This is a genomic window from Sphingomonas sp. J344 (genome assembly GCF_024700005.1).
In the GTDB taxonomy this organism is placed as follows: domain Bacteria; phylum Pseudomonadota; class Alphaproteobacteria; order Sphingomonadales; family Sphingomonadaceae; genus Sphingomonas.
The window spans coordinates 774,253-789,715 of sequence record NZ_JAJONB010000001.1 but is presented as its reverse complement, the minus strand read 5'-3'; the positions used below and the strand labels follow the sequence as shown (position 1 = coordinate 789,715).

Below are 15,463 nucleotides of genomic sequence, written 5' to 3'. Positions count from 1 at the left end.
CCGCTCTCCCTGTTCTCAGCCCTCGCGCAACCCGATCCCGATCGACACCCGCGCCTGTTCCGATTCCGACGACACCACGGGATAGGCGCAGTAATCGGCGGCATAGAAGGCGCTGGGGCGGTGGTTGCCCGACCAGCCGATCCCGCCGAACGGCGCCGCGGAGCTGGCCCCATTGGTCGGCTTGTTCCAGTTGACGATGCCGGCGCGGATATTGGCCCAGAACTGGTCGTACAGCTTGGGGTTCTGGCTCACCAGCGACGCGGACAGGCCGTATCGCGTATTGTTCGCCTCGGCGATGGCTTCCTCGAATGTCTTCGCGCGGATCACCTGAAGGATCGGACCGAACAGCTCGACATCGGGCTTTTCCTTGGCGTCGGTCATGTCGATCATCGCCGGGGTGACGAACGGACGCCCCGGAATCGGCCGCTCCATATGGCGCAGCGGCTTGCCGCCGAGGAAGGTGAGCTCGAGGAAGCTCTCGGTCAGCAGGTCGGCGGTGTCGTTGTCGATCACCGGCCCCATGAACGGCGCGGGGTCGGCATGCGGCTCGCCGATGATCAGGCGGCCGATCAGCTTGTTGACCTCCCCCACCAGCGGCTCGAACAGCGTTTCGTCGACGATCAGGCGGCGCGCGGCGGTGCAGCGCTGCCCCGCGCTGGTGAAGGCGGACTGCACCACCAGCACCGCTGCCGAATAGAGGTCGGGCGTATCCCAGACGATGATCGGGTTGTTGCCGCCCATCTCCAGCGCCAGGATCTTCTCGGGCTTGGACGCGAATGCGCGGTTGAGCGCGATGCCCGTCCGCGCCGAGCCGGTGAACAGCAGCCCGTCGATCCCGTCATGGCTGGCCAGCGCCTTGCCCTCGTCCGGCCCGCCGATCAGCAGCCGGATACACCCTTCGGGCACCCCCGCAGCATGGAAGCATTCGACCAGGAACGCGCCGGTCGCCGGAGTCTTTTCCGACGGCTTGAACACCACCGCATTGCCCGCGAGCAGCGCCGGGACGATATGCCCGTTGGGCAGGTGCGCCGGGAAATTATACGGGCCGAGCACCGCCAGCACGCCATGCGGCTTGTGCCGCAGCGCGAGGCGCGTGTTCATCGCCGCGTCGATCCGCCGCTGTCCGGTGCGTTCGGAGAATGCGGTGATCGAGATATCGACCTTGGCGATCACCGTCTCTACCTCGGTCCGCGCTTCCCACAATGGCTTGCCGGTCTCGCGCGCGATCAGGTCGGTAAAGGCGTCGCTCTTCTGCCGCACGACATTGGCGAAGCGGCGCAGCGCTTCGATCCGGTAGGCGAGCGGGCGCGCGGCCCATTCGGCCCAGCTTGCGCGGGCCTTGGCCACTTCTGCATCGACATCGCCGCTCATTCGCCGCCACAGGACGGCGCCGGTGGCGGGTTCGGTCGAAATGATTTCCGTTCCCGGCATTCAGTCTTTCTTCGGTCTAGAGCCCCCGCGGATAATGCCCGTCTAGCATTAATGTTGCGCGATGCCACCTCACCAGTAACGACCCCCCGCGTCCAGCGCCTCCCCCATCGCGCGGATCGCCGCGATCTTGGCATGGAACGGCCCCCAATCGTCGTCGCGGTCGATCGCGGCCCAGATCGCCTCGACCTCGTCGATCAGCATCGAACAGGGTTCCCCCGCGAAATAAGGATGCGAGCGCCCCTCCGGGATCGGGTCATATTCGGCCAGAACGCCACGCACCGCGTCCCATTCCGCGCCATAGCTTTCGGGAAGCACCCCGCCATAGGCATCGAAGAAGAAGCGGTCGATTCCATGCCCCGTCGCCATCAGCGCGCGCTCGACCGCTCCCTTGAGCCGCCAGCCGAGCTCGGTGTCGTCCTTGCGGTCGCGCGTCAGGATGCCCAGCCGGCGTTGCAGCGGGTCCTGATAGAATAGCCGGTAATAGGTCTCGAACTCCTCCAGCTTGGCAATCAGCGGCGGCGCCTCGCTGATGATGCGCAACGACACCGCGAGCTGCGCGACATTCCACAAGATCGCATCGGGCTGGCGGCCGAACGCATAGAGCCCGGCATGGTCGAAATAGGCGGCGGTGAATCCGGGGTCGAATGTCGGCGCGAACCGCCACGGGCCATAGTCGAAACTCTCGCCCATCACGTTGATATTGTCGGTGTTGAGCACGCCATGGACGAACCCCGCGACCATATAGCTCGCGGCAAGGCTCGCGACCCGCGCAACCACCAGGCCAAAGAATTGCGCGACCGGGTCCTCGTCCCTCTCGACGGAAATCATCTCGTCGAGGCACCAGTCGACCAGCCGCCGCATATTCTCGGTGTCGTTATGATAGGCGAGCCGCTGGAACGTGCCGATGCGGATCTGCCCGAGGCTCATCCGCACCAGCACTGCGGAGCGGGTGGGGGACGGCTCGTCATTGCGCTCCAGCGCCTCGCCGGTCTCGATCAGCGAAAAGCTGCGCGACGTCTTGACCCCCCAGCGCCTCGAGCATCTCGGTCGCTAGCACTTCGCGCACCCCGCCCTTCAGCGTCAGCCGCCCGTCGCCGAACCGGCTCCACGGCGTCTGGCCCGACCCCTTGGTGCCCAATTCCATCAGGTCGAACCGGTCATGGCTGCGCATCTGGGCAAAGGTGAAGCCGCGCCCGTCGCCAAGGTCCGGATTGTACACCCGGAACTGATGGCCATGGTATCGCATCGCCAGCGGCTGGGGCAAATTGCCCGGCAGCGGCTCGAATCGCCCGAAATGCGCGATCCACTGATCGTCGCTCAGCGGGTCCAGCCCCACCTCCGCCGCCGCGCGGTCGTTGCGAAAGCGCAGGATCGTTTGCGGAAAATCCGCCGCCGCGACGGGATCATAGAATGCGTCGCCCAGTTTCAGCACCGCCGGGTCGGGCTTGTACCAGGGCAATTGCGGCGCTTGCGGGAAATCGACCATGCGGCGATATGGGGCGCGATGGCGACCGCGCGCAACCTGCCCAACTATGTCGACGGCTATTGGTGGTCGGGGGACGGGTTGCGGCTGCACTATCGCGACTATCCGGGCCGGGCCGATCGCCCACCGCTGATCTGCATCCCCGGCCTGACCCGCAATGCGCGCGATTACGAGAAGCTGGCCGAGCGGCTGGCAGGTGAATGGCGGGTGATCGCGGTCGAACTGCGCGGGCGTGGCGAGAGCGGCTATGCCAAGGACCCGATGAGCTATGTCCCGCTCACCTATCTCCAGGATCTGGAGGCATTGGTCGCGGAGCTGAAGCTCGACCGCTTCGTCGCGGTCGGCACGTCATTGGGCGGCATCCTCACGATGCTGATGGCCTCGACCCATCCCGAACGGATCGCGGGCGCGGTGCTCAACGATGTCGGGCCGGAGATCGATCCCGCAGGGCTGGGGCGCATCCGCGGCTATGTCGGCAAATCGACCTGGCACCCGACCTGGATGCACGCCGCCCGTGCGGTCGCCGAAGCCAACGCGCATGTCTATCCGCATTGGGACATCACCCAATGGCTCGACATGGCCAAGCGGCTCCACCGCCTGACCAGCGCGGGGCGGATCGTGCTCGACTATGACATGAAGATCGCCGAACCCTTCCGCGTCCCCGGCAACGAAGCCGGGCCCGACATGTGGCGCGCATTCGACGGGCTGGCCGACAAACCCCCTGCTGATCGTGCGCGGCGGCACCTCGGATATCCTGCCCGCCGCAGTAGCGGAGCGGATGCATGCGCAGGTCGCGGGCAGCGAACTGGTGACGATCCCGGACACCGGCCACACCCCGACGCTGGACGAACCCGAAGCAGCGGCGGCGATCGACCGGCTGCTGGCGCGAGTAAGCTAGAGGCAAACCCCACTACTTCTTAGCCCTCTCCCGCGAATGGGACAGGGCTAAGAGGGGCATACTTCGGGGCTGATCGCCCGTAACATCTTCCAATGTTGGATTTATTCTGATCTACCCTTGGGGTGGACACGATCCGACTCCCCCAGCCGCAGAACACCCCGCCTGACACTGTCGCGTCCCCGTCGCGCCGCTGTCACTCCCATGTCGCGCCTCGATCCAGAACCCGTCGCCTCCCGGTCGCGTCGCAGTCGCTTCCGCCTAAAGCCCCCCGCATTTACGTCAGCTTCGTCGGACACCCCGGTTGACACCGTCCCGGAAATCAGGACTGCAAAGGCCCGATGCTGAACATCCTCCACCTCCACTCCAGCTTCGACCTGGGCGGCAAGGAAGCCCGCGCCGTCCGGCTGATGAACGCCTTTGGCGACCGGGCGAAGCATGTCATCGTTTCCGGGGTCGACGGCGCGCTGAGCGCCCGCGACGCGATTGCGAAGGGCATCCGCTACGAAATCGCGCAGAACCCGCCGCCGCTGACCGGCAAGCCCTCGGTCGCCCGCTATGAGGCGATTGCGAAGTTCATGGCGCGCTTCGACCTCGTCCTCACCTATAATTGGGGCGCGATCGACGGGGTGATGGCGCGGCGCGTGTTCGGCAAGAACATGCCGCCGGTGATCCATCACGAAGATGGCTTCAATTCCGATGAGGCGTTCCGCCTCAACCGGATGCGCAACATGTACCGCCGCATCGCGCTGACCGCGGCGCATGGGGTGGTTGTGCCCTCGCACACCTTGCAGAGCATTGCCTACCATGTGTGGAAACAGCCAGTGGCGCGCATCCATCGCATTTCCAACGGCATCGATGTCGCTGCCTATGGCCGCAAGCCCGATCCCAAAGCGATTCCGGGCTTTAAGCGCCTGCCCGGCCATGTCGTGGTCGGCACGCTGGCCGGGCTTCGGCCGGTCAAGGATCTGCCGATGCTGGTCCGCGCGGTCGGGGGTACGAAGACCAAGACGCAGCTCGTGATTGTGGGCGAAGGGCCGGACCGCGAGGCGATCGAGGATACGATCGCCAACATGGGGATGGAAAAGCAGGTGCTGCTCCCCGGCTTCCTGCCCGATCCGCACAAATATATGGGCCTGTTCGACATCTTCGCGCTCTCGTCGAAGAGCGAGCAACAGCCGATCGCGGTGATGGAGGCGATGGCGGCGGGGCTGCCGATCGCATCGACCCCGGTCGGTGACGTTGCCAAGATGATCGATCCCGAAAATGTGTCGACGATCAGCAAGGACTGGAACCCGGTCCATCTGCGCGACCGGATCGAGGTGCTGGCCGCGCATCCCGACGCGCGCCGCACCGTGGGCAAGGCGAACCAGGCGCGGGCGCGTGCGTTGTTCGACGAAAAGACGATGATCGCGGCCTATGCAAAGCTATATTCGGAGGCCGCTGGTCGGCCGGGCGCGCTGGGGTGATTCCCCTCGCTAAAATCAAGGATCGCCGCTAAACGTAGCGCGAAATTTTCTGGAGGATGTCGTTGTTCAAGGGTTTGAAGCCGATCGTCTATAACGGCCGCGAAGTCTGGCCGCTGGTAGAGGGCGGCAAGGGCGTCGCAGCAACCAACCACGCCTCGGCAGGGGCCTGGGCCGCAGCCGGCGGCATCGGTACGGTCAGCGCGGTCAACGCCGACAGCTATGACGCCGAAGGCAAGATCATTCCCCAGATCTACAAGGCGCTGACCCGGCGCGAGCGGCACGAGGAACTGATTGCCTTCGCGATCGAAGGCGCGGTGCAGCAGGTCAAGCGCGCGTTCGAGATTTCGGACGGCAAGGGCGCGATCAACATCAACGTCCTGTGGGAAATGGGCGGCGCGCAGCGCGTGCTGCACGGCGTGCTGGAACGGACCCGCGGCATGGTCGCCGGCGTCACCTGTGGCGCGGGCATGCCGTACAAGCTCAGCGAAATCGCCTCGTCCTACGGCGTCAATTACCTGCCAATCGTGTCGTCGGGCCGTGCCTTCCGCGCGCTGTGGAAGCGCGCCTATTCCAAGGCGGCGGAATGGCTGGCGGCGGTGGTCTATGAAGACCCCTGGCTTGCCGGCGGCCATAACGGCCTGTCGAACGCCGAAGACCCGCGCGCGCCGCAGGATCCCTATCCGCGCGTCAAGGAACTGCGCGAAGTCATGCGTGAAGGGGGTATTCCGGACAGCGTGCCGATCGTGATGGCCGGCGGCGTCTGGTATCTGCGCGACTGGAACGACTGGATCGACAATCCTGAGCTGGGCCAGATCGTTTTCCAGTTCGGCACCCGCCCGCTGCTGACCAAGGAAAGCCCGATCCCCGAAGGGTGGAAGGCAAAGCTGATGGAGATCGAGGAGGGCGACGTGCTCCTCCACCGCTTCTCGCCGACCGGCTTCTATTCCTCCGCAGTGCGCAACCCGTTCCTGCGCAATCTCGAAGCGCGGTCGGAGCGCCAGATCCCCTATTCGACCGAGCAGGCGGGCGATCACACCTTCCAGCTCGACGCCGGGGTGAAGGGCAAGAATTTCTGGGTAACGCGCAACGACCTGCTGCGCGCCCGCGAATGGGTGGGACTGGGCTTTACCGACGCGCTCAAGACGCCCGACAATACGCTGATCTTCGTCGATACGACCGAAAAGCAGCTGATTCGCAAGGATCAGGCCGATTGCATGGGCTGTCTCAGCCAGTGCAGCTTCTCGAGCTGGGCGGACACCGAAACCAACTCGACCGGCCGCCTCGCCGATCCGCGCAGCTTCTGCATCCAGAAGACGCTGCAGGACATCGCCCATGGTGGCCCGACCGACGAGAATCTGATGTTCGCGGGCCATGCCGCGTATAATTTCAAGCGCGACCCCTTCTACTCCAACGGCTTCGTGCCGACAGTGAAGCAGCTGGTCGACCGCATCCTGACCGGCGACTGATCCAGGCGGCGCGCGGCCAACCGCGCGCCGCCTTTTCCCGAATCAAGCATCGCTTGTTCGCTTCGGCATCGCGCGTTTCTATAATTCAGGGATGAAGCGTGCCCTGATCGTCCGCCACGTACCCTTTGAAGGGATTGCCGGCTTCCGCGAGCCGGTCGAGGCGGCGGGGTATGAGCTGGAGCGGATCGACGTCACCGATCCGGATTTTTCGCGCACCGATTTCAACACCCCCGACCTGCTGATCCTGATGGGCGGGCCGATGGGGGTGTATGAGCGCGACGCGAACCCCTGGATCGACTGCGAAATCGACAGGCTGGCGAGTCGAGTCTCGCTGGGTCTGCCGACATTGGGCGTCTGCCTTGGCGCGCAGATGATCGCAGCCGCGATGGGAGAGAAGGTCCATGCCGGGCCGGTCAAGGAAGTTGGCTTCGCCCCGGTCGCGCTGCACGATGTGGGGGCCGATTCGCCGCTGCGACATGTCGCCGACGTGCCGGTGCTGCACTGGCATGGCGACACCTTCCCGCTGCCCGAGCGGGTCGAGCTGCTCGCTTCGACCGACGCCTATCGCCATCAGGCATTCCGGCGCGGGCCAGAAATTCTCGCGCTGCAGTTTCACGCCGAAATGGGCGAGGACCCGCGCTTCGACCAGTGGCTCGACGGCGCGGACGATTATGTCGGGCAAGCCGGGCTGACGGTTGCCGAACTGCGCGCCCAGCATGACCGCCACGGCGCATTTGCAGTGACCGCAGGCCGGGCGATGATCGCGGAGTGGCTGCGGGGGCTCTAGCCGAGCTGCCGTTTGATCGCGGTGTCGGTCGCCTTGCCATAAGGCGGCTTGAGACCGCCGAGCTTGGCGACGTCGAGCTTCGATTGTTTGAACACCGACTTGGCGTGGCTGAAGGTGCGAAAGCCCGGCTCGCCATGATAGGCGCCCATGCCTGACGGTCCGATCCCGCCGAACGGCAATTCCTCCATCGAGACATGGAAGATCGTGTCGTCGAGGCTGACTCCGCCCGAGATCGTCCGGTCGAGCACGCGACGACGCTCGCTCTCGTCGCTGCCGAAGTAATAGAGCGCGAGCGGGCGGTCGCGCCGGTTCACCTCGGCAATCGCGCCGTCGATGCTGTCATATTTGCGGACGGGGAGGATCGGACCGAAAATCTCCTCCTGCATCACGATCATGTCGTCGGTCGGGTTGCGGACGATGTGGAGCGGGAGCTTGCGGCTGTTCGAAGCGGCGAAGTCCTCGCCCGCCGGGTTCACCTCGATCACCTCCGCGCCCTTGTCGCGCGCGTCTGCAATGGCGGCGGTCAGGCGGGCATAATGCCGGTCGTTGACGACCGAGGTGTAATCGGGGTTGGCCAGCAGGCTGGGGTACATCGCCGAAGCCGCCGCGACGATCCCGTCGACTGCTGCTGCCTCCTGCTCCGCAGCGACCATCAGATAGTCGGGCGCGATGCAGATTTGACCCGCGTTGAGCATCTTGCCCATCGCCACCCGTTCGGTCGCCTGTGACAGATTGGCGGAGCGGCCGAGGATCGCGGGCGACTTGCCACCCAACTCCAGCGTCACCGGGGTCAGATTATCGGCGGCGGCGTGGAGGATGTGGCGGCCGATTGCGGTCGCTCCGGTGAACAGCAGATGGTCGAACGGCAGCGCCGCGAAGTCCTTGCCCACCTCCGGGCCGCCGCTGACGAACGCCAGCTCGGTCGGGTCGAAATAGCGCGGGGCCAGTTCCTCGAACAACGCCGCGGTCACGGGCGTGAACTCGCTGGTCTTGACCATCGCGCGGTTGCCGGCGGCGAACACGCCGGCGAGCGGGCTCATCACCAGATTGACCGGGAAATTCCACGGCGAGATGATCCCCACCACGCCCTTGGGCTGATACTCGACCCAGGCCTTTGCGCCGAGCAGGCCGAGCGGGAACATCACCGGCTTCTTCTCGCGCCGCGCCCAGCGGTCGAGCGACTTGCGCGCATGATCGAGCGGGGAGACCGATGCGGCGATGTCGGTGATCATCGATTGCTGGCGGCTGCGATGGCCGAAATCCTCGCTCAGCGCGTCGCAGAAGCGTGGCGCATTGTCGCGGACCAGCGCGGCGGCGCGCTTCAGCCGATCCTTGCGCACGTCCAGCCCGACCGGCAGCTCCGCCATGAACGCCGCCCGCTGGGCATCGAGAATCGCGCGCATCGTCACACTCCAACCGAATAGAGCCACGCCGGGAATGCGGCGATCGCGAGCAATGTGCCGAGTGGAAGCCGACTCGTCATCCCGATTTCGCGTCCCGAGAGTTTCATGGCGAGCGCGACGGCGAGCCCGGTGACGCTTGCGCCGAGCAGAACGGGGGCGAGCATCGACGCGCCGAGCCACAGGCCGATCGCCCCGAACAGCTTGGGGTCGCCCCCGCCCAGTCCCTCGCGACCCCGGACATGGCGGTAGGTGAAGGCGACGAGGTAGAGCAGCCCGAAACCGATCAGCCCGCCGAGGATGCGGTCGATCCAGCCGGGCGCGAAGAAGATGCCGTCGGCGATTCCCGCGACCGCAAGCGCTGCGGTCAGCACATTGGGCAGCCAGAAGGCGGCGAGGTCGAGTGCGGCGAGTGCGAGCAGCAGCCAGCCGAACACTGCCCCGGCGACCCCCTCCCAACCCGGCGCTACCAGGCCAGCCGCGATGCCGATTGCCAGCCCTGCTGCCTCCGTTGCGGGATGCGCCGCATGGATCGGATTGCCGCATGCCCGACACCGGCCGCGCTGGACCACCCAACTGAAGAGTGGAATCAGCTCATGCGCGGCCAGTGCCTTGTTGCACCCATCGCATGCCGACCGCCCGCGCATCGCGCTACGTCCCTGTGGCCAGCGCAGCGCGACGGTCGCGATGAAGCTGCCGAAAACGAGTCCGAGGATACCGAGGAGGAGGGGCCAGGCCCAGTCAGCCATCGGCCTTTTTCCGGATCAGGTAGCGATAGACGCCGAAGATATTGATCCCGAACAGCACCAGATTCTGCGACAACAGCGGCGTTTCACCCTCGATCAGCGCGCCGCTGATCCACGCGATGCTCGACGCGACGAACAGCGCGAAACCCCATCCGGTCACGCGCCGGCCATTGTCGAGGCTGACCATGAACGCCGCGACGATGCCGCTGATCGAGGCGAACCATTTGAGGATGTCGAGCAGTTCCATCGTCGCTCCCTTTTGCATTTGCGAAGGCACGCGCCTAGATCGCCCGAAACGAAACTCCTGGAGAGGCCAACATGTCCACCGACCCCGTCGTCATCGTCTCTTACGCCCGCACCCCGATGGGCAGCATGCAGGGCGCGCTGGCCGATGTGACTGCCACTGAGCTGGGCGCGACTGCGGTCGGCGCGGCGGTCGAGCGTGCGGGCCTCAAGGGCGAGGCGATCGAGCGCATCTATATGGGCTGCGTGCTGCCCGCTGGCCTGGGACAGGCCCCCGCGCGCCAGGCGGCGATCCGGGCGGGGCTGCCGCAGCATATCGAGGCGACGACGGTCAACAAGATGTGCGGATCGGGGATGCAGGCGGCGATCATGGCGTCGGACGCACTGGCGGCGGGATCGGCGGACCTGATCATCGCGGGCGGGCTGGAGAGCATGACCAATGCGCCCTACCTCTCGCTCAAGCACCGCAACGGCGCGCGGATCGGGCATGATCGGCTGTACGATCACATGTTCCTCGATGGCCTCGAAGACGCCTATGAGCCGGGCCGCGCGATGGGCACCTATGCGGAGGAGATCGCGACCGAATATCAGTTCACGCGCGAGGCGCAGGACGCCTATGCCATCGCCAGCCTGACCCGCGCGCAGACGGCGCAGGGTTCGGGCGCGTTCGATCGCGAGATCGTGTCCGTAGAGGTCAAGACGCGCAAGGGCGTGGTCACCGTCGCGCTCGACGAACAGCCCGCCAAGGGCGACCCCGCCAAGATCCCGACGCTCAAGCCCGCCTTTGCCAAGGACGGCACGGTGACTGCCGCCAATGCCTCGTCGATTTCGGACGGGGCAGCGGCGCTGGTGATGACCCGCGCGTCGGTCGCCGAGCGGCTGGGCCTGACGCCGGTCGCGCGCCTCGTCGCCCATGCCGGCCACGCGCACGCCCCCGCGCGTTTCACCACGGCTCCGGTCAATGCGATGCAAAAGGCGCTGGCCAAGGCGGGCTGGGGAATCGGCGATGTCGACCTGTTCGAGGTGAATGAGGCGTTCGCGGTGGTCGCGATGATCGCGATGCGCGACCTGGGCATCCCGCACGATGTGCTCAACATCAATGGCGGCGCGTGCGCGATGGGTCACCCGATCGGCGCAAGCGGCGCGCGGATCATGGCGACACTCATCGCCGCGCTGCAGAATAATGGCCAGCGGCGCGGCGTCGCGTCGCTGTGCATCGGCGGCGGCGAGGCGACCGCTGTGGCGCTGGAACTGATCGACTGAAGGCACGCGACGCGACCGGTGCGGAGCGCCGGTCGTGGTCAGCGATGGTCAGGAAATTGGATGCCCCGTGTGGATTCGAACCACAATTAACGGAGTCAGAGTCCGTGGTCTTACCATTAGACGACAGGGCATCACGCTCGGAGGGCGCGCATTTATGCGGGCTTGCGGCGCGGGTCAATAGGTAACGTCACGGGGTTCCCTGAGCGCCGCTTGCTTGCCCCAAGTCGTTGCGCTAGCTTGGCTGCCAAGCACCGGCGGCCCCTTTCGGCCGTGACGGAAGAACATAAGTGAGTAGGTACATGGGGGATGGCTCCGCCAGGATGCCGCGCCCGCCGGCCAAGAAACCGGCCCGCCCGGCCCCAAGTCCGGCCTCGAATCCGGGCCAGAATGGCGGTCGCGCGCGCTGGCCGGAGGCGCGCCACTACGCCGCGCTGGATCTGGGCACCAATAATTGCCGGTTGCTGATCGCCCGCCCGACCGGGGGTGGCTTTACCGTGGTCGATGCCTTTTCACGGATCGTCCGGCTGGGCGAGGGACTGGCGTCGAGCGGACGGCTGTCGGACGCCGCGATTGAGCGGACGATCGCGGCATTGCGCATTTGCGCTGACAAGCTGCGCCGTCGCAACGTCGCTTTGTCCCGATCGGTGGCGACCGAGGCGTGCCGTCAGGCGGCGAACGGCCCTGAATTCATCCAGCGCGTCTATCGCGAGACCGGAATCGTGCTCGACATCATCACCGCGGAGGAAGAGGCGCGGCTGGCTGTGCTGGGCTGTCATGCCTTGCTTGAGCCGGGTGATGGTCTTGCGCTGGTGTTCGACATTGGCGGTGGATCGACCGAGTTGGTGGTCGTCGATTCGACGGGTGAGCGTCCGCGCATCCTCGACTGGCATAGCGCGCCCTGGGGGTGGTATCCCTTACCGAAGCGCGGGGCATTACCGGGGATCACGATGCCGAAACCCGCATCGCCGCCTATGCGCGGATGCGCGCGGCGGTAGAGGAGGCGTTTGCTCCCTTTGTCGCGCGCCTTCCGACGATTCGCGGCACCCCACGGCTGCTTGGAACCAGCGGAACGGTAACGACGCTGGCGAGCGTGCATCTCGGCCTGCCGTCCTATGATCGCAACGCAGTGGACGGTCTGATTGTGCCGGCGGCTTCGATGCGCGCAGTCAGTCAGCGCGTTGCGGAGCTTGACCTTGCCGGCCGGTCGGCGATTCCCTGCATCGGGGCGGAGCGCGCTGACCTGGTAGTCGCGGGCTGTGCGATTTTGGAGACGATCATGGACATCTGGCCCGCCGAACGGCTCGGCATCGCCGATCGCGGCATTCGCGAGGGCATCTTGCGCCGCCTGATCGACGGACGCACGCTGTGAGCCGGGGGCAGTCGTGGTCACACGCGCGTGCGCACTGCACGCGGGCGGACCACCCAGTCGGTTCGCTGGCTCGAACGCCAGCTCAACGACCCCTATGTCAAGCGCGCCAAGGCGGAAGGGTATCGCAGCCGAGCGGCGTACAAGCTGATCGAACTCGACGAGAAATTCGACATGCTCAAGGGCGCAAAGCGGGTCGTCGATCTCGGCATCGCGCCGGGCGGCTGGGCGCAGGTGATTCGCCGCAAGCTGCCCAAGGCCGCAGTGGTCGGTATCGACCTGTTGCCGGTCGATCCGATCGAGGGCGTCACCATCTTCCAGATGGACTTCACGGACGATGCCGCACCGGATCTGCTGGTCGAGGCCCTGGGCGGTGCGCCCGACCTCGTCATGTCGGACATGGCGGCGAACACGGTCGGTCATGCCCAGACCGATGCGCTGCGCACCATGGGACTGGTCGAGACCGCGCTCGACTTCGCGATCCGCAATCTCGTGCCGGGCGGGGTGTTCGTCTCCAAGGTGTTCGCTGGTGGCGCGGACAGCGCGCTGGTTGCGGAGATGAAGCGCAACTTCGCGAGCGTGAAGCACGCCAAGCCGCCGTCGAGCCGCAAGGGATCGGTCGAGTGGTTCGTGGTAGCGCAGGGGTTCAAGGGGCGGCCTATGGCTTCGGATGACGCCGAAACTTGAAGCGCCGACCCCCTGAACGCCGTTTGCCCTGATGATGATGGTCGCCAAAGCTCCCAGCTTTGGCTGGAACGTCCGGGGGACGTTCCACCTGATCATTGTCGAAGGGCCGCTAGTCTGCGCTTCGGTGCTTCGGTGCTTCGACAAGCTCAGCACAAACGGACGCGAGTATCAGGGCACTTCTTCGCCCGGGTCGGTGCCCCAGACGCGGTTCTGTTCGACATAGCCGCCGCGCCCGCGGACATCGAGCCAGCACCACCCCCGCCGACATTTGCTGATCTTACCCACCACGCCGGGTGCAGCGCGCCAGTTGACCCGTGCGCCGAAGCGGGGTTCGTCGCGCATCTCCAGTACCGATCCGACGACGATCGCGGTACGCTGGCTTGAAAGAAGCGAGACGAGCATCCAGCCCTGGGTGCCGTCCGGGTCCTCGACCTTGCGCCAATCATTATACACCTCGATCACCTTGATCGGCAGATCGGCGCGGACATAGAGCCAGCTGGAGGGGTAGTTGCGTCCCGGCCCGGTGCGCATCCGCGCCTTGCCAGCCGCGATCGACGCGAAATAGGGCGGTTTACGCTGCTGCGCCCAGGCATCGCCGATCGCGCACACGCCGAGCGCGAGCGTCACCAGCGCCGCCAGAACCACACGCAACTGCATCGAATCCCCCAAAGTTCGGATTGAAACGATCTTAGAGGGCGCGATGCGTCCGCATCAACCGTTGACGTGCGCGCGTCGCGGGGCCAAGCGATCCGGCATGGCACAGCCGCGCGTATCCCGGCCCCGCGTGATCGTCACCCGCAAGCTCCCCGACGCGGTCGAGCAGCGGATGGTCGAGCTGTTCGATACGACCCTCAACCCCGTCGAGGAAGGTATGGACCGCGCGGCGCTGATCACGGCGGTGCGCGATTACGACGTGCTGGTGCCCAGCGTCACCGATACGATCGACGCCGAAGTGATTGCTGCGGCTGGCGAGCGGCTGAAGCTGATCGCCAATTTCGGTGCCGGGGTGAACCATATTGACCTGCGGGCGGCACGTGCGCGGGGGATCGTCGTGACCAACACGCCGGGCGTGCTGACCGAAGACACCGCCGACATGACGATGGCGCTGATCCTTGCCGTTCCGCGTCGGCTGGCGGAAGGCGAGAAATTGGTGCGGTCGGGCCAGTGGAAGGGCTGGTCGCCTGGCGGGATGCTGGGACATCGCATCGGCGGCAAGGCGCTGGGCATTGTCGGCATGGGCCGGATTGGCCAGGCGGTCGCGCGGCGCGCGCGGGCATTCGGCCTGTCGATCCACTATCACAACCGCCATCGCCTGCCTGAACAGGTCGAGGCGGAACTGGGCGCGACATTCCATGCCGATCTCGATACGATGCTGGGCGAGATCGATATCCTTACGATCCACACGCCCCTCAACGACGCGAGCCGCGACCTCATCGACGCGCGGCGGATCGGGTTGCTTGGGCCGCATGTCTACCTCATCAACGCCTCGCGCGGCGGGATCGTCGATGAAGAGGCAATGGTCGATGCGCTGGAGGCCGGGAGGCTCGCCGGGGCGGGCCTGGATGTATGGCGGTTCGAGCCGCAAATCGACCCGCGCCTGCTCGCACTGCCCAATGTCGTGATGACGCCGCATATGGGGTCCGCGACGTTCGAGGGGCGGCAGGCGACCGGCGAGAAGGTGATCGCCAATATCCGTTTCTGGGCCGACGGCCATCGTCCGCCCGATCAGGTTCTGGAAGGATGGATGTGATGACGATGCCGCGTTTTCATCTGGCGATCCCGGTCGACGATCTGGAGGCGGGGCGCGCATTCTATGGCGACCTGCTCGGTTGTCCGCAGGGGCGAGAGGACCCGGATCACTGGATCGATTTCGACCTGCGCGGGCATCAGCTGGTGCTGCACAAGGGGGAAGGTGCTGGGGTCCGCCTGCGCAATGCGGTCGATGGCGATGCGGTGCCGGTGCCGCATTTCGGGCTTGTGCTCGACTGGGACGAGTGGCACGCGCTGGCCGATCGGGTGAAGGCGGCGGGGACGCAGTTCGTGATCGAACCGCATATCCGCTTTGCCGGACAGCCCGGCGAACAGGCGACGATGTTCTTCTTTGATCCCGCCGGCAACGCGCTGGAATTCAAGGCATTCAAGGATATCGGGCAGCTGTTCGCGGTTTAATCCGCGCTTTCCGCTTCCTTCGCCTCCCGCCGTTTCCTGAGCGCGCGGGCGATCAGGA

General features: G+C 65.9%; 12 protein-coding genes, 1 tRNA gene and 3 pseudogenes. 9 read left to right on the top strand and 7 right to left on the bottom strand.

From position 1 onward, the window contains the following. Positions 1-15: 15 nt before the first annotated feature. Both astD and LRS12_RS03960 read right to left on the bottom strand, forming a co-directional pair. Positions 16-1,431, bottom strand: a complete 1,416-nt coding sequence (gene astD, locus LRS12_RS03965) for a succinylglutamate-semialdehyde dehydrogenase (protein WP_257843414.1) — start codon at positions 1,429-1,431, stop codon at positions 16-18. Positions 1,432-1,500: 69 nt separating this feature from the next. Then, positions 1,501-2,917, bottom strand: a pseudogene (locus LRS12_RS03960) (protein adenylyltransferase SelO family protein). 36 nt (positions 2,918-2,953) lie between these two features. Here LRS12_RS03960 and LRS12_RS03955 point away from each other — a divergent pair. From LRS12_RS03955 to LRS12_RS03940, 4 genes and pseudogenes are all read left to right on the top strand, one after another. After that, positions 2,954-3,812, top strand: a pseudogene (locus tag LRS12_RS03955) (alpha/beta fold hydrolase). Positions 3,813-4,150: 338 nt separating this feature from the next. Further along, positions 4,151-5,278 carry a glycosyltransferase gene (locus LRS12_RS03950; protein WP_257843413.1) on the top strand — a complete coding sequence of 376 codons (1,128 nt, stop codon included), beginning with the start codon at positions 4,151-4,153 and terminating at the stop codon, positions 5,276-5,278. 62 nt (positions 5,279-5,340) lie between these two features. Further along, positions 5,341-6,744 carry a nitronate monooxygenase family protein gene (locus tag LRS12_RS03945; protein ID WP_257845421.1) on the top strand — a complete coding sequence of 468 codons (1,404 nt, stop codon included), beginning with the start codon at positions 5,341-5,343 and terminating at the stop codon, positions 6,742-6,744. 91 nt (positions 6,745-6,835) lie between these two features. Continuing rightward, on the top strand, positions 6,836-7,531 hold the full coding sequence (locus tag LRS12_RS03940) for a glutamine amidotransferase (RefSeq protein ID WP_257843412.1): 696 nt from the start codon (positions 6,836-6,838) through the stop codon (positions 7,529-7,531). On the opposite strand, the gene LRS12_RS03935 is transcribed toward LRS12_RS03940, so the two are convergent. The 3 genes from LRS12_RS03935 to LRS12_RS03925 are packed head-to-tail and all read right to left on the bottom strand — an operon-like array spanning position 7,528 to position 9,924. Further along, positions 7,528-8,934, bottom strand: coding sequence for a coniferyl aldehyde dehydrogenase (locus LRS12_RS03935; protein ID WP_257843411.1), 1,407 nt, complete (start codon positions 8,932-8,934; stop codon positions 7,528-7,530). The genes LRS12_RS03940 and LRS12_RS03935 overlap by 4 nt on opposite strands. Positions 8,935-8,936: 2 nt before the next feature. After that, on the bottom strand, positions 8,937-9,680 hold the full coding sequence (locus LRS12_RS03930; protein ID WP_257843410.1) for an A24 family peptidase: 744 nt from the start codon (positions 9,678-9,680) through the stop codon (positions 8,937-8,939). After that, positions 9,673-9,924 carry a hypothetical protein gene (locus tag LRS12_RS03925; protein ID WP_257843409.1) on the bottom strand — a complete coding sequence of 84 codons (252 nt, stop codon included), beginning with the start codon at positions 9,922-9,924 and terminating at the stop codon, positions 9,673-9,675. The genes LRS12_RS03930 and LRS12_RS03925 overlap by 8 nt, the downstream gene beginning before the upstream one ends. Positions 9,925-9,995: 71 nt before the next feature. Here LRS12_RS03925 and LRS12_RS03920 point away from each other — a divergent pair, with 71 nt between their 5' ends. Beyond that, positions 9,996-11,183, top strand: coding sequence for an acetyl-CoA C-acyltransferase (locus LRS12_RS03920; RefSeq protein WP_257843408.1), 1,188 nt, complete (start codon positions 9,996-9,998; stop codon positions 11,181-11,183). Between the two features lie 57 nt (positions 11,184-11,240). Here the strand turns inward: LRS12_RS03920 and LRS12_RS03915 are convergent. Continuing rightward, positions 11,241-11,314: transfer RNA gene (locus LRS12_RS03915), tRNA-Gln, on the bottom strand. A gap of 168 nt (positions 11,315-11,482) precedes the next feature. Here LRS12_RS03915 and LRS12_RS03910 point away from each other — a divergent pair. Next, positions 11,483-12,552 (top strand): annotated as a pseudogene (locus tag LRS12_RS03910) (Ppx/GppA phosphatase family protein). Positions 12,553-12,579: 27 nt separating this feature from the next. Beyond that, complete coding sequence (locus LRS12_RS03905) at positions 12,580-13,236, top strand: RlmE family RNA methyltransferase (protein WP_257843407.1); 657 nt, start codon at positions 12,580-12,582, stop codon at positions 13,234-13,236. A 168-nt stretch (positions 13,237-13,404) separates the two neighbouring features. Here LRS12_RS03905 and LRS12_RS03900 read toward each other — a convergent pair whose 3' ends face one another. Then, positions 13,405-13,893 carry an SH3 domain-containing protein gene (locus tag LRS12_RS03900; protein ID WP_257843406.1) on the bottom strand — a complete coding sequence of 163 codons (489 nt, stop codon included), beginning with the start codon at positions 13,891-13,893 and terminating at the stop codon, positions 13,405-13,407. Between the two features lie 97 nt (positions 13,894-13,990). Here LRS12_RS03900 and LRS12_RS03895 point away from each other — a divergent pair, with 97 nt between their 5' ends. Further along, positions 13,991-14,986, top strand: coding sequence for a D-glycerate dehydrogenase (locus LRS12_RS03895; RefSeq protein ID WP_257843405.1), 996 nt, complete (start codon positions 13,991-13,993; stop codon positions 14,984-14,986). After that, positions 14,986-15,405: a VOC family protein gene (locus tag LRS12_RS03890; protein ID WP_257843404.1), complete on the top strand. Its 420-nt coding sequence runs from the start codon at positions 14,986-14,988 to the stop codon at positions 15,403-15,405. The genes LRS12_RS03895 and LRS12_RS03890 overlap by 1 nt, the downstream gene beginning before the upstream one ends. The last annotated feature ends 58 nt before the right edge of the window (positions 15,406-15,463 follow it).

What these genes read in the sequence shown, in the direction of transcription:
- LRS12_RS03940 (WP_257843412.1), top strand. Translation starts at nt 6,836, where the DNA reads ATGAAGCGTGCCCTGATCGTCCGCCACGTACCCTTTGAAGGGATTGCC.
- LRS12_RS03890 (WP_257843404.1), top strand. Translation starts at nt 14,986, where the DNA reads ATGACGATGCCGCGTTTTCATCTGGCGATCCCGGTCGACGATCTGGAG.
- astD (WP_257843414.1), bottom strand. Translation starts at nt 1,431, where the DNA reads ATGCCGGGAACGGAAATCATTTCGACCGAACCCGCCACCGGCGCCGTC.
- LRS12_RS03895 (WP_257843405.1), top strand. Translation starts at nt 13,991, where the DNA reads ATGGCACAGCCGCGCGTATCCCGGCCCCGCGTGATCGTCACCCGCAAG.
- LRS12_RS03900 (WP_257843406.1), bottom strand. Translation starts at nt 13,893, where the DNA reads ATGCAGTTGCGTGTGGTTCTGGCGGCGCTGGTGACGCTCGCGCTCGGC.
- LRS12_RS03950 (WP_257843413.1), top strand. Translation starts at nt 4,151, where the DNA reads ATGCTGAACATCCTCCACCTCCACTCCAGCTTCGACCTGGGCGGCAAG.
- LRS12_RS03930 (WP_257843410.1), bottom strand. Translation starts at nt 9,680, where the DNA reads ATGGCTGACTGGGCCTGGCCCCTCCTCCTCGGTATCCTCGGACTCGTT.
- LRS12_RS03925 (WP_257843409.1), bottom strand. Translation starts at nt 9,924, where the DNA reads ATGGAACTGCTCGACATCCTCAAATGGTTCGCCTCGATCAGCGGCATC.
- LRS12_RS03920 (WP_257843408.1), top strand. Translation starts at nt 9,996, where the DNA reads ATGTCCACCGACCCCGTCGTCATCGTCTCTTACGCCCGCACCCCGATG.
- LRS12_RS03935 (WP_257843411.1), bottom strand. Translation starts at nt 8,934, where the DNA reads ATGCGCGCGATTCTCGATGCCCAGCGGGCGGCGTTCATGGCGGAGCTG.